This is a genomic window from Variovorax sp. GW821-FHT10D07, from assembly GCF_059415325.1.
Genome location: NZ_JBWKMZ010000002.1, coordinates 1,035,038 through 1,057,479, shown reverse-complemented (window position 1 = coordinate 1,057,479; position 22,442 = coordinate 1,035,038). Strand labels below are relative to the sequence as shown.

At 70.0% G+C, this 22,442-nt stretch carries 20 protein-coding genes; 19 read left to right on the top strand and 1 reads right to left on the bottom strand.

The genetic code is table 11. The features are described from left to right. Nucleotides 1–17 precede the first annotated feature (17 nt). Genes AC07PU_RS10220 through AC07PU_RS10205 form a run of 4 tightly spaced genes read left to right on the top strand, consistent with a single transcriptional unit; the run spans nucleotide 18 to nucleotide 3,823 of the window. Nucleotides 18–1,091: an NAD/NADP-dependent octopine/nopaline dehydrogenase family protein gene (locus tag AC07PU_RS10220; RefSeq protein WP_261208543.1), complete on the top strand. Its 1,074-nt coding sequence runs from the start codon at nucleotides 18–20 to the stop codon at nucleotides 1,089–1,091. After that, entirely contained in the window at nucleotides 1,081–2,079 is a 999-nt protein-coding gene (locus tag AC07PU_RS10215; protein ID WP_495317157.1) for a 3-hydroxybutyryl-CoA dehydrogenase, read from the top strand. Before AC07PU_RS10220 ends, AC07PU_RS10215 begins: the two co-directional genes overlap by 11 nt. Continuing rightward, on the top strand, nucleotides 2,076–2,891 hold the full coding sequence (locus tag AC07PU_RS10210; RefSeq protein WP_495317155.1) for an alpha/beta fold hydrolase: 816 nt from the start codon (nucleotides 2,076–2,078) through the stop codon (nucleotides 2,889–2,891). Before AC07PU_RS10215 ends, AC07PU_RS10210 begins: the two co-directional genes overlap by 4 nt. Continuing rightward, nucleotides 2,888–3,823, top strand: coding sequence for a quinone oxidoreductase family protein (locus AC07PU_RS10205; RefSeq protein ID WP_495317153.1), 936 nt, complete (start codon nucleotides 2,888–2,890; stop codon nucleotides 3,821–3,823). Before AC07PU_RS10210 ends, AC07PU_RS10205 begins: the two co-directional genes overlap by 4 nt. A 9-nt stretch (nucleotides 3,824–3,832) precedes the next feature. Here AC07PU_RS10205 and AC07PU_RS10200 read toward each other — a convergent pair whose 3' ends face one another. Further along, nucleotides 3,833–4,318, bottom strand: a complete 486-nt coding sequence (locus AC07PU_RS10200) for a MarR family winged helix-turn-helix transcriptional regulator (RefSeq protein ID WP_203204941.1) — start codon at nucleotides 4,316–4,318, stop codon at nucleotides 3,833–3,835. A 198-nt stretch (nucleotides 4,319–4,516) separates the two neighbouring features. Here AC07PU_RS10200 and AC07PU_RS10195 point away from each other — a divergent pair, with 198 nt between their 5' ends. The 15 genes from AC07PU_RS10195 (at nucleotide 4,517) to AC07PU_RS10125 (ending at nucleotide 22,390) form a co-directional block, all read left to right on the top strand. Beyond that, nucleotides 4,517–6,688, top strand: a complete 2,172-nt coding sequence (locus AC07PU_RS10195) for a thiamine pyrophosphate-dependent enzyme (protein ID WP_495317150.1) — start codon at nucleotides 4,517–4,519, stop codon at nucleotides 6,686–6,688. An 8-nt stretch (nucleotides 6,689–6,696) separates the two neighbouring features. Then, entirely contained in the window at nucleotides 6,697–8,190 is a 1,494-nt protein-coding gene (locus AC07PU_RS10190; protein WP_495317148.1) for an indolepyruvate oxidoreductase subunit beta family protein, read from the top strand. A 22-nt stretch (nucleotides 8,191–8,212) separates the two neighbouring features. After that, on the top strand, nucleotides 8,213–9,199 hold the full coding sequence (locus tag AC07PU_RS10185; RefSeq protein WP_495317146.1) for a PDR/VanB family oxidoreductase: 987 nt from the start codon (nucleotides 8,213–8,215) through the stop codon (nucleotides 9,197–9,199). 17 nt (nucleotides 9,200–9,216) lie between these two features. Beyond that, the gene (locus AC07PU_RS10180; protein WP_057590628.1) at nucleotides 9,217–10,533 is read left to right on the top strand and encodes an aromatic ring-hydroxylating dioxygenase subunit alpha; all 1,317 of its coding nucleotides are present in this window, start codon (nucleotides 9,217–9,219) and stop codon (nucleotides 10,531–10,533) included. Further along, nucleotides 10,533–11,018: an aromatic-ring-hydroxylating dioxygenase subunit beta gene (locus AC07PU_RS10175; protein WP_093348946.1), complete on the top strand. Its 486-nt coding sequence runs from the start codon at nucleotides 10,533–10,535 to the stop codon at nucleotides 11,016–11,018. The genes AC07PU_RS10180 and AC07PU_RS10175 overlap by 1 nt, the downstream gene beginning before the upstream one ends. A gap of 13 nt (nucleotides 11,019–11,031) precedes the next feature. After that, a complete protein-coding gene (locus AC07PU_RS10170) occupies nucleotides 11,032–12,660 on the top strand; it encodes an AMP-binding protein (protein ID WP_495317143.1) in 1,629 nt (542 codons plus the stop codon). A gap of 301 nt (nucleotides 12,661–12,961) precedes the next feature. After that, a complete protein-coding gene (locus AC07PU_RS10165) occupies nucleotides 12,962–14,131 on the top strand; it encodes a thiolase family protein (RefSeq protein ID WP_093348952.1) in 1,170 nt (389 codons plus the stop codon). Continuing rightward, on the top strand, nucleotides 14,128–15,384 hold the full coding sequence (locus AC07PU_RS10160) for an SDR family NAD(P)-dependent oxidoreductase (RefSeq protein WP_495317140.1): 1,257 nt from the start codon (nucleotides 14,128–14,130) through the stop codon (nucleotides 15,382–15,384). The genes AC07PU_RS10165 and AC07PU_RS10160 overlap by 4 nt, the downstream gene beginning before the upstream one ends. 28 nt (nucleotides 15,385–15,412) lie before the next feature. Then, nucleotides 15,413–16,225, top strand: coding sequence for a cyclase family protein (locus AC07PU_RS10155; RefSeq protein ID WP_093348958.1), 813 nt, complete (start codon nucleotides 15,413–15,415; stop codon nucleotides 16,223–16,225). Further along, entirely contained in the window at nucleotides 16,222–16,953 is a 732-nt protein-coding gene (locus tag AC07PU_RS10150; protein WP_495317137.1) for an SDR family NAD(P)-dependent oxidoreductase, read from the top strand. Before AC07PU_RS10155 ends, AC07PU_RS10150 begins: the two co-directional genes overlap by 4 nt. Before the next feature lie 54 nt (nucleotides 16,954–17,007). Then, complete coding sequence (locus AC07PU_RS10145; RefSeq protein ID WP_093348963.1) at nucleotides 17,008–18,174, top strand: ABC transporter substrate-binding protein; 1,167 nt, start codon at nucleotides 17,008–17,010, stop codon at nucleotides 18,172–18,174. 54 nt (nucleotides 18,175–18,228) lie between these two features. Then, a complete protein-coding gene (locus tag AC07PU_RS10140; protein WP_209541225.1) occupies nucleotides 18,229–19,368 on the top strand; it encodes an ABC transporter substrate-binding protein in 1,140 nt (379 codons plus the stop codon). Between the two features lie 22 nt (nucleotides 19,369–19,390). Next, nucleotides 19,391–20,722, top strand: a complete 1,332-nt coding sequence (locus AC07PU_RS10135) for an aromatic ring-hydroxylating dioxygenase subunit alpha (protein WP_495317134.1) — start codon at nucleotides 19,391–19,393, stop codon at nucleotides 20,720–20,722. Then, nucleotides 20,719–21,183 (top strand): aromatic-ring-hydroxylating dioxygenase subunit beta, encoded by a 465-nt coding sequence (locus tag AC07PU_RS10130; protein ID WP_495317132.1) that lies wholly within the window; start codon nucleotides 20,719–20,721, stop codon nucleotides 21,181–21,183. Before AC07PU_RS10135 ends, AC07PU_RS10130 begins: the two co-directional genes overlap by 4 nt. A gap of 46 nt (nucleotides 21,184–21,229) precedes the next feature. Beyond that, on the top strand, nucleotides 21,230–22,390 hold the full coding sequence (locus tag AC07PU_RS10125) for an ABC transporter substrate-binding protein (RefSeq protein WP_398497455.1): 1,161 nt from the start codon (nucleotides 21,230–21,232) through the stop codon (nucleotides 22,388–22,390). Nucleotides 22,391–22,442: the final 52 nt, after the last annotated feature.

The following is a 22,442-nucleotide window of genomic DNA, read 5'->3' as shown; positions in this document are numbered from 1 at the left end:
TTTTCGACCCTTCGACCATGAAAATCGCGATCCTGGGTGGCGGCCATGGGGCCTATGCGGCCGCCGCCGATCTGTCCGAAGCCGGGCATGAAGTGCGGCTGTGGCGCCGCGACGCGGCCGCGCTGCAGCCGGTCATCGACAGCGGCAGCATCGTGCTCAAGGATGCGCGCGGCGTGCGCGAGGTGCCGATCGCGCTGCCCACCGCCGACATAGGCGCGGCGCTGCGCGATGCCGAACTCATCGTGCTGCCGACCCCCGCCATCGCGCAGGACTTCATCGCGCGCGCCATGGCGCCGCACCTGGTCGACGGCCAGGTGGTGTTCCTGCCGCCCGGCACCTTCGGCAGCTACGTGATGGCGCGCACCGTGCGCGAGGCCGGCAACCGCGCCGACGTGGCCTGGGCCGAGACCGGCACCTTGCCCTACCTCGCGCGCAAGCACGGCGAGCGCGAGGTCAACGTCACCATCCGCGCGATCCGCCTGCCCACCGGCGTCTATCCGGCGCGCAAGGCCGCGCAGGCGATCGACACCATCCGCGTGGCCTACCCGAGCGTGCACGGCTGCGGCGACGCGCTCTCGGGCGCGCTGATGAATGCCGGCCCCGTCATCCATCCGCCGCTGATGGTGATGAATGCCGCGCCGCTGCAGCACTTCGAGCGCTGGGACATCCACAACGAAGGCACGCAGCCCGCGGTGCGCGCCGTGACCGACCGGCTCGACCGCGAGCGCATCGCGGTGCGCGAGGCCTTCGGCCATGGCGGCCCGCACTATCCGCTGGCCGACCACTACGACAACGACCGCTGGATGTACGGCGATGCCCACAAGCAGCTCGTGAAGTCGGGCGACTGGCGCGAGAACATCGACCTGCACGGCCACCGCTACATCACCGAAGACACAGAGCTCGGCCTTGCCTTCCTCGCCTCGGCCGCAAGGCATGCGGGCGTGGACGCGCCTATCGCCCACGGCCTGCTCGCCATCGTCGGCGGCTTCCTCGGCCGCGACCTGCGCCAGGGGCCGCGCAGCTTCGAGGCCCTGGGCCTCGCGGACCTGTCGGCCGACGCGCTGCGCCAGAGGCTGCACGATGGCGAATGAGCCGGTCCGCTTCGCCGCGGTCGGCGCGGGACGCATGGGCCGCGGCATCGCGATCGCCTTCGCCTACGCGGGCCATCGCATCGCGCTGGTCGATTTGCGCGTGCGCGGCGAGGAGGCCTGGAACAAGTTGCACGACGAGGCACGGCAGGAGATCGCGGCCAGCCTCGCGGGCCTGGCGCAACTCGGCGTGATCGATGCGGCGCAGGCCGAGGCCATCGCGGCGCGCGTGCAGTACGTGCGCGCGGCACAGGCACCGGCGGCGCTCGCGCAGGCCGAGCTGGTGTTCGAGGGCGTGCCCGAAACGCTCGAGGCCAAGCGCGAGGCCTTCGAACAGATCAACGCCCATTGCCGCGACGACGCGATCCTGACCTCGACCACCAGCAGCATCCTGGTCACGCAGCTCGCGGCGCTGGTGCGCAAGCCCGAGCGCTTCCTCAACATGCACTGGCTCAACCCGGCCTACGTGATCCCGGTGGTCGAACTGAGCTGCCATCCGGGCACCGACCCCGCCGTGCTGGCGCGCACGCGCGAGATCATGGAAGCGATCGGCAAGCTGCCCGTGGTGTGCGGGCCCACGCCCGGCTACATCGTGCCGCGGCTGCAGGCGCTGATCATGAATGAGGCCGCGCGCATGATCGAGGAGGGCGCCGCCACCGCCGAGGAGATCGACAAGGCCACGCGCCACGGCCTCGGCCTGCGCTTCGCGGCGCTCGGCGTGGTCGAGTTCATCGACTTCGGCGGCTGCGACATCCTGCACCACGCGAGCCGCGAGATGTCGGCCTCGATCGACAAGGGGCGCTACACCGCGCCGGCCATCGTCGACCGTATGGTGGAGGAAGGGCGCCTCGGCCTCAAGAGCGGCAGCGGCTTCTATGCCTACGAAGGCACCGACACCGCCGCCTATCGCCGCGACGTACTCTCGCGCACGCTCGGCATGCTGCGCCATGCGGGCCTCTGGCGGCCCGCGGCCGAACGCACGCTGCCATGACGCCGACCATCCGCCGCGCCTTCGCCGATCTGTCGGTCGGGCAGGTGCACTGCGCGAGCTGCGGCGACATCGATGCGCCGCCGGTGCTGCTGCTGCACCAGTCGCCGCGCAGCTGGCGCGAGTACGAGGCGGTGCTGCCGCTGCTCGGCGCGCGGCATCGTGCGATCGCGATGGACACCGTGGGCTTCGGCGATTCGGCCGCGGGCAGCGAGCCCGCCTCGATCGCGCACTGGGCCCGTGTCGCGGCCGAGCTGCTCGATGCGCTGCGCATCGAACGCGTCGCCGTGGTCGGCCACCACACGGGCGGCGTGATCGCGATCGAACTCGCGGCCGCGCTCGGCGAGCGCGTGCGCGCGCTGGTGCTGTCCTCGACGCCCTATACCGACGAAGTGTTTCGCCGCGCGCGTGCCGAGCGTCCGCCGATCGACGAGGTCGAGCCCAGCGAAGACGGCAGCCACCTCGCGGAACTGTGGGGCAAGCGGCAGGGCTTCTATCCGCCGAACCGGCCCGAGCTGCTCGAGGCTTTCGTGCTCGATGCGCTCAAGGTCGGCCGGCGGCTCGAGGAAGGCCATCGCGCCGTGGCCTCGTACCGCATGGAAGAGCGCATCGATCGCGTGACGCAGCCCGTGCTGATCGTGCGCGCGCCGCAGGATCCCTTCGCCTCGCCGCATGCGGAGGAACTCGCGCAGCATCTGCGCCATGCGGCCAGCGTGCGCATCGCCGACCTCGAAGGCGGCATGGTGCCGTTGCCCGACCAGTTGCCCGAGGCCTTCGCGCGCTGCGTGGGCGACTTCCTCGCGGGCCTCGCATGAAGGCCGTGCGCATCGCGCAATGGGGCGCGCCGCCGCGCATCGAGGAGCGGCCCGACCCCGTGCCCGCGCCGGGCCGCAGCCTGGTGCGCATGCAGGCCGCGACCGTCGGCCACATCGACCGCACCGTGTGGCGCGGTGGCTTCCTGCGGCCGCCGCCCTTGCCCTACACACCCGGTGTCGAGGGCGCGGGCATCGTGATCCACAGCGAACGCTTCGCGCCGGGCCAGCGCGTGTGGCTGCGCGGCAGCGGCCTCGGCACGCAATTCGACGGCACCTGGTGCGAGATCGCCGACGCGCCCGATGCCGCGCTCGGCGAACTGCCCGAGGGCCTCGACATGGCACTGGGCTCGGCCTTCTTCTCGCCCTGCACCTCGGCCTGGGTCGCCTTGCATGAAGTGGCGCGCGTGCGCGCAGGCGAGCGCGTGATGGTCACGGGCGCGAGCGGTGCGGTCGGCTCGCTCGCGGTGCAGCTCGCGCTCGAGATCGGTGCGAAGGTCTGCGCGGTGGTGGCCGATGCGTCCGCCGACCATGGCTTGCCTTCGGGTGTCGACGTCGTCGAGTGGCGATCCGGCATCGAAGCGCCATCGCAAGAGGCCGAGGTGCTGATCGACACCGTCGGCGGCGACGTGCTCGCCACGCTGCTGGGCCACGTGTTGCCCGGTGGCCGCGCGGTGCTGATCGGCTACACGGCGGGCGAGACCCTGTCGCTCTCGCTGCCGGCCTTCATGCAGCGCGATGTGAGCCTGCTGCCGCTCAACATGTTCCGGCGCGAAGCACAGGGCCGCGCGGCGGTGCCTCGATTGCTCGAGCGATTGAGCGACGGGCGGCTGCGTCTCGCGGTGCGGCGCTTCGCGTTCGACGAAGCGGCACAGGCGCTGGCGTGGATCGCGCAGCGCGGCCATCGAGGCCGCGCGGTGCTCGTCGCGGACTGAGCTTCAGCGCTACGCGTCGTCCTCTTCCTGCGCTGCGTCGGACGGCGCATGCGCATGCAGCTGGATCATCAGCCGCAGCGTGTTCTTGAGTTCCTCCGCGCGCGTGAGACCGAAGGGCTCGAGCACGCGGCGCTCGTGTTCGCTCGCGAGCTGCATCAGATGCTCCACCTTGGCCGCACCCTTGCGGGTGATGCGCACCAGCGTGATGCGGCGATCGCTCTCATGGGGAATGCGCTCGACCTGGCCCTGCGTCTCCATGCGGTCGAGCAGCCGCGTCACGGTCGGCTGCTTGGTCACGGTGATCTGCGCGAGCCGCCCGATGCTCACCGCATCGCCGCCCGCGAGCGAGGCCATCACGCGCCACTCCGACACCGAGAAACCCTCCTGCCGCGCCACCTCGTGGAACTCCGAGGAGATCAGCTGGCTCGCCTGCGCGAGCAGCGCGGGCAGGTAGTTGTCGACGAAGCGCTGCGGCTTCTTTTCAGTGCTTCCCATGCGTTCTCCCGATGCCCATCGAACGACCCGAAAGTGGCACGCGGCTTGCGTGTCTAGGGTTATTCATGATTGTGGATAGATTCATTTCTAAACAGTATACGTACCAAGGCCCGTACAAGCACTCATCGCTTTTCTGCAGGTGATGCATGAACGGGCCACCGCCCACACGGTGACGTCGATCGAGGAAAAGAGCAAGCCATGGCCGAGCGTTCGTTTGTCGAAGAAGTGAAGAAACTGCGGCTGTCCGCCGGTGAAGTGTTCCGCGGCGAAGGCATCCTCGCCGTCACCAAGGCACTGCTCGAATCGGGCGTGTCCTACGTCGCGGGCTACCAGGGCGCGCCGATCTCGCACCTGATGGACGTGCTGGCCGATGCGCAGGACATCCTCGCCGACCAGGGCATCCGCTTCGAGAACAGCGCGAGCGAGGCCACGGCCGCCGCCACGCTCGCGGCCTCGGTCAACTATCCGCTGCGCGGTGCCGTGACCTTCAAGGCCACGGTCGGCACCAACGTCGCATCCGATGCGCTGGCCAACCTCGCCTCGGGCGGCGTGACCGGCGGCGCGCTGGTGATCGTGGGCGAGGACTACGGCGAAGGCTCCTCGATCATGCAGGAGCGCAGCCACGCCTTCGCGATGAAGTCGCAGATCTGGCTGCTCGATCCGCGGCCCAACCTGCCGAGCATCGTCGAAGCCGTGAAGCAGGGCTTCGAGCTCTCCGAGGCCAGCCACACGCCCGTGATGCTGCAGTTGCGCATCCGCGCCTGCCACGTGCACGGCCAGTTCGTCGCCGCCGACAACCGCCGCGCCGCCTACTCGGTGCAGGAGGCGGCCGAGAACCCGCGGCGCGACGTGAGCCGCATCGTGCTGCCGCCCGCGAGCTTCGTGCACGAGCAGGAAAAGGTGAAAGAGCGCTGGCCCGCGGCCGTGCGCTTCATCGAGGAGCGCGGCCTCAACGAGTTCTTCGCCGACGGCGTCGACGACATCGGCATCGTGGTGCAGGGCGGCAGCTACAACACGCTGGTGCGCGCGCTCGAACGCCTGGGCCTGGCCGACGTCTATGGCAACAGCCGCATCCCGCTGTACGTGATGAACGTCGCCTACCCGGTGATCGACAGCGAGGTGGTGCGCTTCTGCGAAGGCAAGCGCGCGGTGCTGATGGTGGAGGAGGGCCAGCCCAACTTCATCGAGCAGAACATCGCGACCATCCTGCGCCAGCGCGGCGTGACCACCGCGCTGCACGGCAAGGACATGCTGCCGGTGGCCGGCGAGTACACGGCCGCCGAACTGCTGCAGGGCGCGCGCGTCTTCTGCGAGCGCTACGGTCGCCTCGCGCCGCAACCGGCCGCGCCCGTGCCGGCCCCGGTGCGCAAGGTGATCCCGCTGATCGAGCTGCCGAGCGAGCCGGCCGCGCCGCTGGCCGACAGCGTGCACGCGCGCCCGCCGGGCTTCTGCACCGGCTGCCCCGAGCGCCCGATCTTCAGCGCGATGAAGCTGGTCGAGCGCGAACTCGGCCCGCACCACGTGAGCGCCGACATCGGCTGCCACCTGTTCTCGATCCTGCCGCCGTTCCACATCGGCAACACCACCATGGGCTACGGCCTCGGCGGCGCGGGCGCGGCCGCCATGGGCGCGCCGCGCGGCAAGCGCGCGATTGCCATGATGGGCGACGGCGGCTTCTGGCACAACGGCCTCACGAGCGGCGTCGCCAACGCGGTGTTCAACCAGAGCGACAACCTCACGATCGTCGTCGACAACAACTACACCTCGGCCACCGGCGGGCAGGACATCCTGTCGTCGAAGGCCGTCAACGCCACCCGCAGCACCGGCCACGCGATCGAGCGCGCGGTGCGCGGCGTGGGCGTGAACTGGGTGCGCACCATCCGCCGCACCTACGACGTGGCCGGCATGCGCGATGCGCTCAAGGAGGCGCTGACCACCAAGGAGAAGGGCCCGAAGGTCCTGATCGCGCAGTCCGAGTGCATGCTCAACAAGCAGCGGCGCGAGAAGCCGCTGGTGCGCAAGGCCATCGCCGACGGCAAGCGCATGGTGCGCGAGAAGTTCGGCGTCGATGCCGACACCTGCACCGGCGACCACTCCTGCATCCGGCTCTCGGGCTGCCCCTCGCTGTCGATCAAGACCAACCCCGATCCGCTGCGTACCGACCCGGTCGCCACCGTGCTCGAGAGCTGCGTGGGCTGCGGCAACTGCGGCGACGTCTCGCACGCGGCCGTGCTCTGCCCCTCGTTCTACAAGGCGCGCATCGTCAGCAATCCCACCGGCTGGGACCGCCTGCGCGAGCGCGTGCGCGGCGCCGTCATCGGCTGGCTGCAGCGCGGCGCGGCGCGCCGGCGCGAGGCCTATTCGTTCTGAGCGCGCCGATGACCACCCCACAACCGATCAAGATCGCAATCCTCGCCATGGGCGGCGAGGGCGGCGGCGTGCTCGCCGACTGGATCGTCGACATGGGCGAGGCCAACGGCTGGGTCGCCCAGACCACCTCCGTGCCCGGCGTGGCGCAGCGCACCGGCGCCACCATCTACTACGTGGAGCTGTTCCCCGAGGCCGCCGCGCGCGCCGATGGCGGCCAGCCGGTGCTGGCGCTGATGCCACTGCCGGGCGACGTCGACCTGGTGCTCGCCTCCGAGCTGATGGAAGCCGGCCGCGCGGTGCAGCGCGGGCTGGTCACGCCCGATCGCACCACGCTGATCGCCTCCACGCACCGCGTCTATTCGATCGCCGAGAAGAGCGCGATGGGTGACGGCCGCGTCGACAGCCGCGAACTGCTCGCGCATGCAGGGCGCGCCGCGCACCGCTTCATCCGCTTCGACATGGCGCAGGCCGCGGAAGACGCGGGCAGCGTGATCAGCGCCGTGCTGTTCGGCGCGCTCGCGGGTTCGGGCGTGCTGCCCTTCGGCCGCGCCCAGTTCGAGGCCACCATCGAGCGCGGCGGCGTCGGCGTGAAGCCCAGCCTGCGCGCCTTCGGTGCCGCCTTCGCGCGCGCCCAGGCCGAGGAGGGCGAGGCGCCCGCGCCGGCCCTGCCGCCGGCCGCGCCGCCGCAGCCGCGCCATCCCGCGGTGCGCGCGCTGGTCGAGCGCGTGCAGAAGGATTTCGCGCCGGCGCAGCAGGCGCTGCTGCTCGAGGGCGTGCGCCGCCTCATCGACTACCAGGACCCGGCCTATGCGGGCCTCTACCTCGACCGCGCCGCCGCGCTGCAGTCGCTGGCCAGCCCGGCGCTGCTCGAGGTCGCGGCGCGCCACCTGGCGCTGTGGATGTCCTACGAAGACACGGCGCGCGTCGCATCGCTCAAGATCCGCGCGACCCGCTTCGACCGCGTGCGCGACGAGTCGCGCGTGCAGGCCGACCAGCTGCTCGCGATCCACGAGTACATGCATCCGCGGCTGCAGGAGATCTGCGAGACCCTGCCCGCGGGCCTGGGCCGCTGGTTGATGCGCACTGGCTGGGCGCGCGGCCTGGTCGAGCGCTTCACGCGCAAGGGCCGCGTGGTGCAGACCAGTTCGCTGCACGGCTACCTGCTGCTGTCCACCGTGGCCGGCATGGGCCGCTGGCGCCGTTCCACGCTGCGCTACGCGGACGAGAACCGGCGCATCGAGGCCTGGCTGGCCGAGATCGCCGCCACCGCCGCGCGCAACACCGAGCTCGCGATCGAAGTGGCGCAGTGCCAGCGGCTGGTCAAGGGCTACAGCGACACGCACGAACGCGGCCTGCGCAACTACGACACCGTGATGGCGGCCCTGCGCCGCGCCGGCGATGCGCTCGCGCCTGCCACCTTGCGCGAGCTGCGCAATGCCGCGCTGGCCGACGAGCACGGCCACCAGCTGCAGGCGGCGCTGGTACGCCACGCACTGGCCTGAACGACGAAGAAGAGACGACACCATGGCCTCCGATCCCACGACCCTTCGCCTGCGCGTCGCCGAGGCGCGCGAACTCAATCCGCTGGCCCGGCTGTTCCGCCTGCGCGCCGACGATGGCGCCGCGCTGCCGGGCTTCGAGGCCGGCGCCCACATCCGCGTGCGCGTCGACCTTGGCAACGGTCAGTCGGACTGGCGCCACTACTCGCTGATCGACTTCGCCGCCGGCGGCCAGCAGGCGCCGGCCGAGTACCTGATCGCGGTGCGCAAGGAGGCCGCGGGCCGCGGCGGTTCGCGCTTCATGCACGAGCGGCTGCGCGAGGGCGACGCCATCGAGGCCGAGCCGCCGAAGAACGACTTTCCGCTGCACGGCGGTGCGGGCCGCGCGGTGCTGCTGGCCGGCGGCATCGGCATCACGCCGCTCGCGAGCATGGCCGCGCACCGCCGCGCGCGGGGCCTGCCGGTGGAACTGCACTATGCGGGCCGCAGCCGCGCGCTGATGGCCTTCCTGCCCGAACTGGGCGAGCTGCTGGGCACCGACCTGCTGCTGCACGACGACGAATCGAAGGGCGCGCCTTTCGACGTGGGCGCGCTGCTCGCGCGCTGCGATCCGGCCGACCAGCTCTATGTCTGCGGCCCCAAGCCCATGCTCGACGCGGTGCTGGCCCAGACCCAGGCGCGCGGCTGGAACAGCGACCGCGTGCACTTCGAACTCTTCACCGCGCCCGTGGTGGAGGAGGGCGACCATGCCTTCGAGGTCGAGCTCGCGATGTCGGGCCAGCGCTTCACCGTGCCGGCCGACCAGAGCATCCTCGACTGCCTGGTCGAGCACGGCTGCGACCCGATGTTCGACTGCAAGCGCGGCGAATGCGGCGTGTGCGCCGTGCCCGTGATCGACGGCGAAATCGACCACCGCGACTACGTGCTCACGGCGCGCGAGAAGGCCGCGGGCAACGTGATCCAGATCTGCATCTCCCGCGCCAAGGGCCAGCGGCTGGTGCTCGACCTCTGAACCCAAGGAGTCCACGCATGACCAGCTACCGAGGCAATCCCGACGCGGTCCGCGCGCTGGTGCGGCCCGACCGCGTGCACCGCGATCTCTACATCAGCGAGGAGATCTTCGCGCTCGAGCAGGAGCACTTCTTCGCCAACACCTGGAACTACGTCGGCCACGAGAGCCAGCTGCCCAAGCCCGGTGACTACATCACCAACGAGATCGCGGGCCGACCGCTGATCGTGGTGCGCCATGCCGACGGCAGCGTGCGCGTGCTGATGAACCGCTGCGCCCACAAGGGTTCGCGGCTGGTGAGCGCGCCCTGCGGCAACACCGGCAAGTTCTTCCGCTGCCCGTATCACGCCTGGACCTTCAAGACCGACGGCTCGCTGCTGTCGATCCCGCTGAAGAACGGCTACGAGGGCACGCAGCTGCACGACTGCGAGGCTTCCAAGGGCCTGGTGCCGGTGGCCGGCGTGCGCAGCTACCGCGGCTTCGTCTTCGTGAAGATCAACGATGTCGGACCCTCGTTCGAGGAGTACTTCGGCGACTCGCTGAGCTCGATCGACAACATGGCCGACCGCTCGCCCGAGGGCGAGCTCGAGATCGCCGGCGGCTGCCTGCGCTTCACGCACCAGTGCAACTGGAAGATGTTCGTCGAGAACCTCAACGACACCATGCACCCGATGGTGGCGCACGAGTCCTCGGCCGGCACCGCCAAGACCATGTGGGCCGGCAAGCCCGCCGACGAGCCCAAGCCGATGGCGATCGAGCAGTTCGTGCCCTTCATGTCGGACTACAAGTTCTTCGAGGACATGGGCGTTCGCACCTACGACAACGGCCACAGCTTCACGGGCGTCAACTTCAGCATCCACAGCAAGTACAAGGCGATCCCCGCGTACGACGACGCGATGAAGGCCCGCTACGGCGAGGAGCGCACGGCGCAGATCCTCGGCATGGCGCGTCACAACACGGTCTATTACCCGAACCTCACGATCAAGGGCGCGATCCAGGCGATCCGCGTGGTCAAGCCGGTCTCGGCCGGGATGTCGATCGTCGAGAGCTGGACCTTCCGCCTCAAGGGCGCGCCGCCCGAGCTGCTGCAGCGCACCACCATGTACAGCCGGCTCATCAACTCGCCGTTCTCGGTGGTGGGGCACGACGACCTGCAGGCCTACCGCGGCATCCAGGCCGGCCTGCATGCCAGCGGCAACGAGTGGGTAAGCCTGCACCGCAACTTCGAGGACGGCGAGGCCGAGCGCAGCGGCGAGGCCACCACCGTCGGCACCAGCGAACTGCCGATGCGCAACCAGTACCGCAGCTGGGCCCGCTACATGACGGAGACGATGTGATGAGCGCCGCCGTCACGCACCAGCAATTGGTCGACTTCGTGGTGCGCGAGTGCCGCCTGCTCGACGCCAAGCGCTACGAGGAATGGAATGCGCTCTTCACCGACGAGGCCTTCTACTGGGTGCCGCTGATTCCCGACCAGGAGGACGGCATCAACCACACCTCGCACATGTACGAGGACAAGCTGCTGCGCGAGCTGCGCATCGAGCGCCTGAAGAGCCCGCGCGCCTTCTCGCAGCAGCCGCCGAGCCGCTGCCACCACCTGCTGCAGGCGCCCACGGTCGAGGAGTTCGACGAGGCCGCCAATCGCTACGTGGTGCGCACGGAGTTCCACTACACCGAGTGCCAGGGCGACGAGCTGCAGTTCTACGTCGGCACCTTCTTCCATCACCTGCTGTGGCAGGACGGCGCGTTGCGCATGACGCTCAAGCGCGTGAACCTGCTGAACTGCGACGCGGCATTGCCCGCGGTGCAGCTCTTCATCTGAACGGACGACCGTGATGACGCATCCCACCGTCCATGCCGCCTTCGCCGCCTCGGCGGCGCGCACGCCCGAGGCCGAGTTCCTGTGCGTCGAGCCGGTCACGGCCGCGAGCTATGGCATCGAGGCCGGCAGCATCCGCTGGCGCGAGGCCGCGGCCGAGGTCGACCGGCTGCGCGAGGCCTATGCACGCGCGGGCTACGGCCATGGCCACCGCGTCGGGCTGCTGCTCGAGAACCGGCCGGCCTTCCTGTACCACTGGTTCGCGCTCAATGCGCTCGGCGTGAGCGTGGTGCCGATCAATGCCGAGATGCGCGCGGCCGAGCTGGCCTACCTGATCGGCCACAGCGGGATCGAACTCGCGGTGAGCCTGCCGCAGCGCGCCGACGACCTGCGCGCGGCGGCGCAGCGCGAAGGGGCCACGCTCGACGTGATGCAGGCCTCGGACCCCGAAGTGCCGCCGGCCCGCAGCCGCGCACCGCGCGCGCACGAACCCGTCGGCCCGAACACCGAATGCGCGCTGCTCTACACCTCGGGCACCACCGGGCGCCCCAAGGGCTGCATGCTGGGCAATGAATACTTCATCCGCGCGGGCGAGTGGTATGCGGGGCTCGACGGTGTGTGCGAGGTGCGCCGCGACCGCGAGCGGATCATCACGCCGCTGCCGCTCAACCACGTGAACGCGATGGCCTTCTCGACCATGGTGATCCTGGTGGCCGGCGGCTGCCTGATCCAGCTCGACCGCTTCCATCCGAAGAGCTGGCTGCACAGCGTGCGCGAGACCGGCGCGACCATCGTCCATTACCTCGGCGTGATGCCTGCGATGCTGCTGGCCGCGCCCGCGTCGCCCTCCGACCGCGAGCACGCGGTGCGCTGGGCCTTCGGTGCCGGCGTGGACCGGCGCAACCATGGCGTGTTCGAGGAACGCTTCGGCTTCCCCTTGGTCGAGGCCTGGGCCATGACGGAGACGGGCGCTGCCGCCTGCGTGATGGCGAACCACGAGCCGCGCCACATCGGCACGAGCTGCTTCGGCCGGCCCGAGGATTTCGTCGAGCTGCGGCTGGTCGACGAGGCCGGCGCGGACGTGCCGGTGGGCACGCCGGGCGAACTGCTGGTGCGCAGCGCGGGTCCCGATCCGCGCCGCTATTTCTTCTCGGGCTATCTCAAGGACGAAGCTGCGACCCAGGAGGCCTGGGCCGATGGCTGGTTCCACACGGGCGACATGGTGCGCCGCGAATCCGACGGCGGCCTGTGCTTCGTCGACCGCAAGAAGAACGTGATCCGCCGCAGCGGCGAGAACATCTCGGCGGTGGAGGTCGAGAGCGTGCTGAACCAGCACCCGGCAGTGAAGAGTTCGGCCGTGGCCGCGACGCCCGATGCGGTGCGCGGCGACGAGGTGCTGGCCTGCATCGTGCTGCACGAGGCGGTGGGCGTGGATGCCCGTTCCGCCATGGCGCTGAGCATCGTGGCGCATGCGCTCGACCAACTCGCCTACTACAAGGCGCCTGGCTATGTGGCGTTTGTCGATGCACTGCCGCTCACGGCTTCTCAAAAGATCCAGCGCGGGGAGTTGCGTGTGCTGGCCCAGGGGTTGCCTGGGCAGGTGCATTGCATCGATACGCGTGGGTTGAAGAAGAGGCAGGGGTGACTATGGAAATCCTCTGCGTTGTTCGTTCGGGGCGGGCTCACGCCGACGGGGTACTCCCCTCCGCGAATGTCCCCCGCCCTTCGGGCTCCTCCTTGATTTCGCTGCGGGGAGTACCCCATCGGCGTGAGCTTGGGGCAGGGCGGTTGAACCGGCCCGCACAACGACTGCGCCCACGTGCACAGGGCAGTGGGTGCTTCCCGCAGCGAAATAAAGGAGGAGCCGAAGGCGGGGGACATTCGCGGAGGGAAGTACCCGCTGTCCTGTGCACGCGCCCCAGCCCGAACAAAGTGGAACCAACACAATGACCCACCGCCAATCCTACGAAGGCGTAGCCGTAGCGGTCCCCGTCACGGTGCCCTACCAGCGTTACTCCACGCTCACCGCCCATTGGTTTCTCGGCCAGGCCATCGAGGCTCTCGTCAAGGACAGCGGAGTAGACAAAGACGCAATAGACGGCCTCTGCATCAGCAGCTTCTCGCTCGCCCCAGACACCGCAGTAGGCGTCACCCAGCACCTGGGCCTCTCACCACGCTGGCTCGACCACGTACCGACGGGCGGTGCCTCGGGCGTGATGTGCCTGCGCCGTGCCGCGCGCGCGGTGCAGAGTGGCGATGCCGATGTCGTGGCCTGCGTGGCGGCCGACACCAACCATGTCGACTCCTTCCGCCAGACCCTCGGCAGCTTCAGCAACTTCGCGCGCGATGCCACCTATCCCTACGGATCGGGCGGGCCCAATTCGATCTTCGCGATGATCACCGCGCACTACATGCGGCGCTTCGGCGCGAAGCGCGAGGACTTCGGGCGCATCGCGGTGGACCAGCGCGCCAATGCGCTGCGCAATCCCAACGCCATGTTCAAGAAGCCGCTCACGCTCGACGAATACATGGACGCGCGGCCCATCGCCGAGCCCTTGCACCTGTTCGACTGCGTCATGCCCTGCGCGGGGGCCGAGGCCTTCCTCGTGATGAGCGAGGAGCGTGCGCGCGACCTCGGCCTTGCGCACGTCGCGATCCGTGGCGCCATCGAGCGCCACAACGCCTATTCGGAAGACCCGGTGATGGTGCAGGGCGGCTGGCGCCGCGACCGCGACGACCTCTATGCCCAGGCCGGCGCCGCGCCCGCGCAGGTCGACTTCATCCAGACCTACGACGACTATCCCGTGATCGCCATGATGCAGTTCGAGGACCTGGGCTTCTGCGAGAAGGGCGAGGGCCCGGCCTTCGTGCGCTCGCACACCATGACCTGCGAAGGCAGCTTTCCCAACAACACCAGCGGCGGCCAGTTGTCCGCGGGTCAGGCCGGTGCCGCGGGCGGCTTCCTCGGCATGACCGAGACCATCCGCCAGCTCACCGACACCGCGGGCGCGCGCCGCGTGCCCGACGCCAAGCTGGGCCTCGTGGCCGGCTTCGGCATGGTCACCTACGACCGCTGCCTGTGCACCGGCGCCGTCCTCCTGGGGAGAAGCCAATGACCATGCCCCTCATGCGCCCCCCGCGCAAGAACCCCGTGCTGCGCACGCGGCAGATGAACCTGCCGCCCTGGCAGCGCGGCCGCATCGCGCTGGGCATCACCGCCGCCGCGGCCGAGGGCCGCTTCGAGCTGCAGACCTGCGAGGACTGCGGCACCGTGCAGTACCCGCCGCGCGCGGCCTGCCACAAGTGCCTGTCGCCGCACCTCGCCTGGCGCGAGCAGGACGGCGAGGGCGAGCTGCTGAGCAGCACCACGCTGCATCACAGCAACGACCTGTTCTTCCGCGAACGGCTGCCCTGGCGGCTGGGCCTGGTGCACCTCGATGCCGGCCCGACGCTGATGGTGCACCTGCACGGCGAGGTCGGCGAGGCGCCCTCGCGCGTCAAGGTGGGCGCGCGGCTCGACCGCGCGGGACAGGCGGTACTGATCGGATTCCCGAACCAAGGAAGTGCACACATGGCCGACGACAAGATGCTCAGAGAAATGACCAGCGACCCCAAGTTCCGCAAGGTGCTGGTGACCGACGGCAAGACCGAGGTCGGGCAGGCGATCGTGCGCGCCCTCGTGAAGGCCGGCGCCGACATCGTCTGGGTCGGCCATGCCGAACCCTGGAAGAAGCTCGGCGACGGCCTCGACGACATCGGCGCGCTGCCGCAGGTCACGCTGGTGCCGCTCGACCTCACCAACGGCCGGCAGGTGACCGAGCTCGCGGGCTCCATCGGCGGCAAGGTCGACATCGTCATCAACAACGCCGAAGTGCACCGCACCTTCGGCATCGCCTCGCGGCGCGGCACCGACGTGGCCAAGGCCGAGATGGACATCAACTACTTCGGCGCGCTGCGGCTGGCGCAGGAGTTCGGCCCCGCGCTCAAGGGCCGCTCGGCCGATGGCGCCACCGGTGCCACCGCCTGGGTCAACCTGCTGTCGATCTACGCGCTGAGCAACTACCCGGCGCACGGCACCTTCAGCGCCTCGAAGGCCGCCGCCTATTCGCTCGCCCAGTGCCTGCGCGCCGAGATGCGGCCGGCCGGCATCCGGGTCGTCAACGTGTTCCCGGGCCCGATCGACGACGAGTGGAACCAGCACATGCCGCCGCCCAAGCTCGGCGCCCCGGCGCTCGCGAGCGCGATCGTGAAGGCGCTGCGCGACGGCGTGGAAGACGTCTACCCCGGCGACGTGGCGCAGGAGTGGCTCGAGCGCTGGCGCGACAACCCCAAGGTGCTGGAACGCGAACTCGCGGCCGGCGGCAGCTGAAGACAGAAAGAGACAGGAGCGCTCCCCGATGACCACCAGCAACCCCACGCTCACCCCGGCGCAGATCCTCGCGGGCCTGGCCGGCGCCCTGGCCGGCGGCGGCATCCGCGTGATCGACCTCACCCAGACCCTGACGCCCGAGTTCCCGCAGATCGCGCTGCCGCCCGAGATGGGCCAGTGCTGGCCTTTCCGCATCGAGGAAGTCTCGAAGTACGACGAACGCGGCCCGGGCTGGTACTGGAACAACTTCTCCTGCGGCGAACACACCGGCACCCACTTCGATGCGCCGATCCACTGGATCTCGGGTCGCGACCTGCCGAACAACTCCGTCGACACCATCCCCGTGCAGCACTTCGTGGCGCCGGCCTGCGTCATCGACTGCTCGCCCCAGGTCAAGGACGATCCGGACTACCTGCTCACGCCCGCGGACATCGAGGACTACGAGGCGAAGCACGGCCGCATCCCGGCCGGCGCCTGGGTGCTGATGCGCACCGACTGGTCAAAGCGCCACGACCCCGAGGCCTACCAGAACTTCGACGAGACCGGCCAGCACACCCCGGGCCCGAGCACCGAGGCCGTGCGCTTCCTGGTCGAGCAGCGCGACGTGCTGGGCTTCGGCTCCGAGGCCATCGGCACCGATGCCGGCCAGGGCTACCACCTGCGCCCGCCGTACCCCTGCCACTACTACATGCACGGCGCGGGTCGCTACGGCCTGCAGTGCCTGAGCAACCTCGACCTGCTGCCGCCCGCGGGCGCGATGCTGATCTGCCCGCCGCTGAAGATCGAGAAGGGCAGCGGCAGCCCGCTGCGCGTGCTCGCACTGGTGGGAGCACCTGCATGAGCGACGCACCGAAGACCGCCGTCGTCACCGGCGGCAGCGCCGGCATCGGCAAGGCCATCTGCCTCGACCTGCTCGAGCAGGGCTACGAGGTCGTCTCGCTCGCGCGCCGCAAGGCCGAGATCGACCATCCGAAGCTGCACAGCATCGAGGTCGACCTGGCCGACCGCGCGGCCACGGCCGAGGCCGCGAAGGAACTCGTGTCGCGCTTCGAGGTGACCACCGTGGTCCACAACGCCGGCGTGATCCGCGCCGCGCTGCTGCCCGAAGTCCAGCTGTCCGACCTCGACGCGCTGGTCGACCTGCACCTGGGCTGCGCGATCCAGCTCGTGCAGGCCGCGCTGCCCGCGATGCGCGCGCGCCGCTTCGGCCGCGTGGTGCTGCTGTCGTCGCGCGCCGCGCTGGGCCTGGCCACGCGCACCAGCTATTCGGCCACCAAGGCCGGCATGCTGGGCATGGCGCGTACCTGGGCGCTCGAGCTCGCGCCCGAGGGCATCACCGTCAACGTGGTCGCGCCCGGGCCGATCCGCACCGACATGTTCTACGACGTCGTCGAGGCCGGCAGCGAGAAGGAACGCGCGCTGGCCGCCAGCGTGCCGGTGCGCCGCCTCGGCGAATCGGCCGACGTGGCGCGCGCCGTGCGCTTCTTCGCCGACCCCGCCAACAGCTTCGTCACCGGCCAGGTGCTCTACGTCTGCGGCGGCACCAGCGTCGGCAGCCTGGCGCTCTGAATCCCCACCACCGAGTTCCCGTCACCCACCCCCCTCACTCCCAGGAGAAGAAGCATGACAGTCATGACCCGAATCCGTGCCCTCGCGGGCCTCGCCGTGGCCGCGGGTGCGCTCGCGGTATCGAACGCCTGGGCGGCAGACCTCAAGGTCGGTTTCATCACCTCGCTGTCGGGGCCGGTGTCCTCGCTCGGCATTCCCTACGACAAGGGCATCAAGGCCGCGCAGGCCTACAAGTCCGAAGTCGGCGGGCGCAAGGTGCAGCTGATCGCGCTCGACGACGCCTCCGATCCCTCGACCGCCGCGCGCAACGCGCGCAAGCTGATCGAGGAGGACAAGGTCGACGTCATCATCGGCACCGCCGGCGCGCCGGGCTCGCTGGCCATCGCCGGCGTGGCGCGCGAGACCAGGACCCCGCTGATCTCGATCGCCAACGCCGACCTGCCGGGCGAGGAGGGCGCGTGGATGGTGACGCTGCCGCAGCCCGCGCCGCTGATGATGGGCGCGATGGTCGAGAAGATGAAGCAGGCGGGCGTGAAGAGCGTGGCCTACATCGGCTACTCCGACGCCTGGGGCGACCTGGTCTACGACGCGCTCAACAAGGCCGCGCCCGCGGCCGGCATCAAGGTGGTGAGCAACGAGCGCTATGCGCGCAGCGACTCATCGGTCGCCGGCCAGGTGCTGAAGATCGTCGCGCTGCGGCCCGATGCCGTCATCACCGGCGCCTCGGGCACGCCCGGCGCGCTGCCCTACCTCGCGCTGACCGAGCGCGGCTACAAGGGAAAGATCTACGGCATGCACTCGCTGATCAACCCCGACTTCATCCGCGTCGGCGGCCCCTCGGTCGATGGCCTGCTCGCGCCCACGGGCCCGGTGGTGGTGGCCGAGCAGCTGCCCGACACCAACCCGATGAAGAAGATCGCGCTCGATTTCCGCGCCGCCTTCCAGAAGGCCAACGGCGCGCCGCCGACCGACACCTTCTCGGCCTACAGCTTCGATGCCTGGCTGATCTACCTCGACGCCGCGCAGCGCGCGCTCGCCACCAAGGCCGAGCCCGGCACGCCGCAGTTCCGCCTCGCGCTGCGCGACGCCATCGTGAGCACCAAGGAGCTGGTGGGCACGCACTCGGTCTACAACTTCAAGCCCGACAACCGCTACGGCTCCGACGACCGCTCGCGCGTGGTGGTGCGGCTCGACAAGGGCCAGTGGAAGCTGGTGCCCTGAGCACGGCCCTTCGCGCGGCGCATCCCTTCCTTTCTCCCAAAGACACCACCCCCCATGAAACTCGCTCGCATCGCCGCGCTCGCGGCCGTCTCGCTCGCCGCGGCCCAGGCCTTCGCCGCCGACCTCAAGGTCGGCGTCATCAGCTCGCTCTCGGGCCCGGTCTCGGCGCTCGGCATTCCCTACGAGAAGGGCATCCGCGCCGCGCTCGCGCAGCAGCCGACCATCGCCGGCCACAAGGTCGAGCTGATCGTGCTCGACGACGCCTCCGATCCCACCACCGCCGGGCGCAACGCGCGCAAGCTGGTGACCGAGGACAAGGTCGACGTGCTGATCGGCACCTCGGGCGTGCCCGGCGCGATGGCGATCGCGGCGGTGGCGCGCGAGCTCGGCACGCCGCTGATCTCGCCCACGCCGGTGTCGCTGCCGGGGCCGGAGAACGTCTGGACCGTCTCGGTCTCGCAGCCCTTCGAGCTGATGGTGGCGGCGGTGGTCAAGCGCATGCAGCAGGCCGGCGTGAAGTCGGTGGCCTTCATCGGCTTTTCCGACGCGCTCGGCGACCTCGCCTACGACTCGCTGATGAAGAGCGCGGCCGCGGCCGGCATCAAGGTGGTGGCGAACGAGCGCTATGCGCGCAGCGATTCCTCGGTGGCCGGGCAGGTCCTGAAGATCGTGGCGGCCAGGCCCGACGCGGTGTTCGCGGGCAACTCGGGCACGCCCGGCGCGCTGCCCTACCTGGCGCTGGCCGAGCGCGGCTACAAGGGCCAGATCTACGGCACGCACGGCCTGATCAACGCCGACTTCGTGCGCGTGGGCGGCAAGTCCATCGAGGGCCTGCAGGTGCCCAGCGGCCCGGTGCTGGTGGCCGAGCAGCTCGATGCGGCGAACCCGATCCGCAAGGTGTCGATGGACTTCCGCGCGGCCTACCAGAAGGCGCACGGCGCGGCGCCGGTCGATGCCTTCTCGTCGTACACCTACGACGCCTACCTGCTGCTGGCCAACGCCGCGGCGCGCGCCAAGGGCGAGCCGGGCACGCCGGCCTATCGCACTTCGCTGCGCGATGCCATCAACAGCACCAAGGAGCTGGTCGGCACGCACGGCATCTACAACTTCAAGCCCGACAACCGCTACGGCTCGGACGAGCGCGCGGTGGTGATCGTGCGCATGGAAAAGGGCCAGTGGAAGCTGGTGCCCTGAGCGCCCGCACCTGACGCACGCCATGAGCCGCTACCGCGAACACCCCGAGGCGATCCGCGCGCTGGTCGAGGACCGGCGCGTGCACCGCGACGTCTACCTGAGCGAGGAGCTGTTCGCGCTCGAGCAGGAGCGCTTCTTCGCGCGCACCTGGCTGTTCGCGGGCCATGCGAGCGAGGTGCCGCGGGCCGGCGACTACCGCACGCTCGAGCTCGCGGGCCGGCCGCTGGTGATGGTGCGGCAGGCCGATGGCGCGCTGCGGGTGTTCTACAACCGCTGCGCCCACAAGGGCAGCCAGCTCGTGAGCGACGAGCGCGGCAACGCCGGCAAGTTCTTCCGCTGCCCCTACCACGCCTGGACCTACAAGCTCGACGGCGCGCCGCTCGCGCTGCCGCTGAAGTCGGGCTACGAGAACACCGGCCTGGCGCAATGCGAGTCGGGACGCGGGCTGTCGCCCGTGGCGGGCCTTGCGGTCCACCGCGACTTCGTGTTCGTGCGCCTGTCGCCGCAGGGCCCGAGCTTCGAGGACTATTTCGGCGGCGTGCTGCATGCCATCGACAACATGGTTGACCGCTCGCCAGAGGGCCGGCTCACGGTGGCCGGCGGCGTGCTGCGCAACATCGTCCACTGCAACTGGAAGATGTATCTCGAGAACATCAACGACACGGTGCATCCGATGTCGACGCACGAGTCGGCCACCGCCGCGGCCGAGGGGCTGTGGGCCGGCATCACGGCGGCCGAGCCCGAGGCGGCCAAGCCGATGGCGATGGAGCAGATCCTGCCCTTCGGCGCGGGCTACGACTTCTTCGACCGCATGGGCGGGCGCGTCTATCCCAACGGCCACAGCGTGCTGGGCATCCATTTCAGCATCCACTCGAACTACGCGCAGCTGCCGGGCTACGAGGCCGCGATGCGCGCCGCGCACGGCGAGGAGCGCGCCACCGAGATCCTGCAGCGCTCGCCGCAGAACTCGGTGCTGTTCCCGAGCCTTTCGGTCAAGGGCTCGCCGCAGGCGATCCGCGTGATCCGCCCGCTCGCGGTCGACCGCACGCTGATCGAGGCGTGGAGCTTCCGCGCCGAGGGCGCGCCGGAGCTGCTGCTGGAGCGCTCGATGAACTACAACCGGCTCGTGTTCTCGCCGATGTCGGTGGTGGCGCACGACGACGTGCACCTGTTCGAGAGCATGCAGAAGGGCCTGCGCGGCGAGGGCAACGAGTGGGTGAGCCTGCACCGCGACTTCGACCCGGCCGAACTCGCGCAGGGAACGGCCGAGACCAACGGCACCAACGAGCTGCTGATGCGCAACCAGTTCCGCGCCTGGGCGAAGTTCATGGGCGAGCAGGGGGAGGGCGCATGAACGATGCCATCGACCTGGTGGTGCAGGAGGCGGCGCTGCTCGACGCGCGCCGCTTCGACGACTGGCTCGCGCTCTACGACGCCAAATGCCTCTACTGGGTGCCGCTGCTCGGCGCGGCGCAGGCCGATGCGCGCAGCCACAACGCGATCGCCTGCGAGGACCGGCTGCTGCTGCAGTTGCGCGTCGACCGGCTGAAGAACCCGCGCGCGCATTCGCAGCATCCCGCGAGCCATTGCCAGCATGTGCTGCAGCGTTCGGTGCCGGAGGTCGACGAAGGCGATGAGGTCGTGTTGCGCACCCCTTTCATCTACATCGAGGCGCGCGGCGAGTCGCAAGTGCTGCTCACCGGCAGCTACCGCCATCGGCTGGTGCGCATCGAAGACGGCTGGCGCATCCGCGAGAAGCGCGTCGACCTGCTCAACCCGGGCCAGGCATTGCCGGCCATCCAGCTTTTCATCTAGTTCCCTCCCTCGTTCCACTCCCCACCTTTCCTCCAGGAGCTTCGACATGACCCGCTTGATGCAGTCCCTTCGCCACGCCGCCGTGCTCGCGCTGGCCGCCGGCCTCGGCGCCGCCGCCTTCGCGGCCGACCTCAAGGTCGGCCTGAGCGTGTCGCTGTCGGGTCCGAACTCCTCGCTGGGCGTGCCCTATGCCAAGGGCATGCAGGCCGCGCTGGCCTACAAGGGCGAGATCAACGGCCGCAAGGTGCAGTTGATCGTGCTCGACGACGGCTCCGACCCCACCACCGCGGGCCGCAATGCGCGCAAGCTGGTGGACGAGGAAAAGGTCGACGTGCTGATGGGCACCTCGGGCGTGCCGGCCGCGATCGCGATGGCGCAGGTCGGGCGCGATGCCAAGGTGCCGATGATCGGGCTCACGCCGATCCTGCTCGACCCGGCCGAGAACGGCTGGGTGATGACGGTGGCGCAGCCCACGCAACTGATGATCGACGCGGTGGTCGAGCGCATGAAGAAGGACGGCGTGAAGTCGGTCGGCTACATCGGCTTCTCCGACGCCTGGGGCGACCTGGTCTACACCGCGCTGATGAAGGCCGCGCCGGCCGCCGGCATCCAGGTGCTGGGCAACGAGCGCTATGCGCGCGCCGACGCCTCGGTCACGGGCCAGGTGCTGAAGCTGCTCGCGATGAAGCCCGAGGCCGTGATGACCGGCGGCGCCGGCACGCCGGGCGCGCTGCCTTTCCTCGCGCTGCAGGAGCGCGGCTTCAAGGGCAAGGTGTACGGCCAGCACGGGCTGATCAACCCCGACTTCGTGCGCGTGGTCGGCGCCGCCGGCCAGGACGCGCTGATGCCCACGGGCCCGATCATCGTCGCCGAGCAGCTGCCGGCCGACCATCCCACGCGCAAGATCGGCCTCGAGTTCCGCAGCATCTTCCAGAAGGTCAACAACGCGCCCACCAGCGACGCCTTCTCGGCCTATTCCTTCGACGGCTACCTGGTGTTCGCCGATGCGGCCGCGCGCGCGCTCACGAAGGCCGAGGCCGGCACGCCCGAGTTCAGGGTCGCGCTGCGCGACGCGATCTTCAGCACCAAGGAGGTCGTGGGCACGCACGGCGTCTACAACTTCAAGCCCGGCGATCTCTACGGCGTGGACCAGCGCGCGCGCGTGATCGTGAAGCTCGACAAGGGTCAATGGAAGCTGGCGCCTTGAGCGCGGCGTCCTCCATCCTCCATCCACCCAAAGCAAGCGAGAAGCGAGAGCG

Bases quoted from the DNA above. Each gene is read 5' to 3' on its own strand.
- AC07PU_RS10220 (WP_261208543.1), top strand. From the start codon at position 18: ATGAAAATCGCGATCCTGGGTGGCGGCCATGGGGCCTATGCGGCCGCC.
- AC07PU_RS10215 (WP_495317157.1), top strand. From the start codon at position 1,081: ATGGCGAATGAGCCGGTCCGCTTCGCCGCGGTCGGCGCGGGACGCATG.
- AC07PU_RS10210 (WP_495317155.1), top strand. From the start codon at position 2,076: ATGACGCCGACCATCCGCCGCGCCTTCGCCGATCTGTCGGTCGGGCAG.
- AC07PU_RS10205 (WP_495317153.1), top strand. From the start codon at position 2,888: ATGAAGGCCGTGCGCATCGCGCAATGGGGCGCGCCGCCGCGCATCGAG.
- AC07PU_RS10200 (WP_203204941.1), bottom strand. From the start codon at position 4,318: ATGGGAAGCACTGAAAAGAAGCCGCAGCGCTTCGTCGACAACTACCTG.
- AC07PU_RS10195 (WP_495317150.1), top strand. From the start codon at position 4,517: ATGGCCGAGCGTTCGTTTGTCGAAGAAGTGAAGAAACTGCGGCTGTCC.
- AC07PU_RS10190 (WP_495317148.1), top strand. From the start codon at position 6,697: ATGACCACCCCACAACCGATCAAGATCGCAATCCTCGCCATGGGCGGC.
- AC07PU_RS10185 (WP_495317146.1), top strand. From the start codon at position 8,213: ATGGCCTCCGATCCCACGACCCTTCGCCTGCGCGTCGCCGAGGCGCGC.
- AC07PU_RS10180 (WP_057590628.1), top strand. From the start codon at position 9,217: ATGACCAGCTACCGAGGCAATCCCGACGCGGTCCGCGCGCTGGTGCGG.
- AC07PU_RS10175 (WP_093348946.1), top strand. From the start codon at position 10,533: ATGAGCGCCGCCGTCACGCACCAGCAATTGGTCGACTTCGTGGTGCGC.
- AC07PU_RS10170 (WP_495317143.1), top strand. From the start codon at position 11,032: ATGACGCATCCCACCGTCCATGCCGCCTTCGCCGCCTCGGCGGCGCGC.
- AC07PU_RS10165 (WP_093348952.1), top strand. From the start codon at position 12,962: ATGACCCACCGCCAATCCTACGAAGGCGTAGCCGTAGCGGTCCCCGTC.
- AC07PU_RS10160 (WP_495317140.1), top strand. From the start codon at position 14,128: ATGACCATGCCCCTCATGCGCCCCCCGCGCAAGAACCCCGTGCTGCGC.
- AC07PU_RS10155 (WP_093348958.1), top strand. From the start codon at position 15,413: ATGACCACCAGCAACCCCACGCTCACCCCGGCGCAGATCCTCGCGGGC.
- AC07PU_RS10150 (WP_495317137.1), top strand. From the start codon at position 16,222: ATGAGCGACGCACCGAAGACCGCCGTCGTCACCGGCGGCAGCGCCGGC.
- AC07PU_RS10145 (WP_093348963.1), top strand. From the start codon at position 17,008: ATGACAGTCATGACCCGAATCCGTGCCCTCGCGGGCCTCGCCGTGGCC.
- AC07PU_RS10140 (WP_209541225.1), top strand. From the start codon at position 18,229: ATGAAACTCGCTCGCATCGCCGCGCTCGCGGCCGTCTCGCTCGCCGCG.
- AC07PU_RS10135 (WP_495317134.1), top strand. From the start codon at position 19,391: ATGAGCCGCTACCGCGAACACCCCGAGGCGATCCGCGCGCTGGTCGAG.
- AC07PU_RS10130 (WP_495317132.1), top strand. From the start codon at position 20,719: ATGAACGATGCCATCGACCTGGTGGTGCAGGAGGCGGCGCTGCTCGAC.
- AC07PU_RS10125 (WP_398497455.1), top strand. From the start codon at position 21,230: ATGACCCGCTTGATGCAGTCCCTTCGCCACGCCGCCGTGCTCGCGCTG.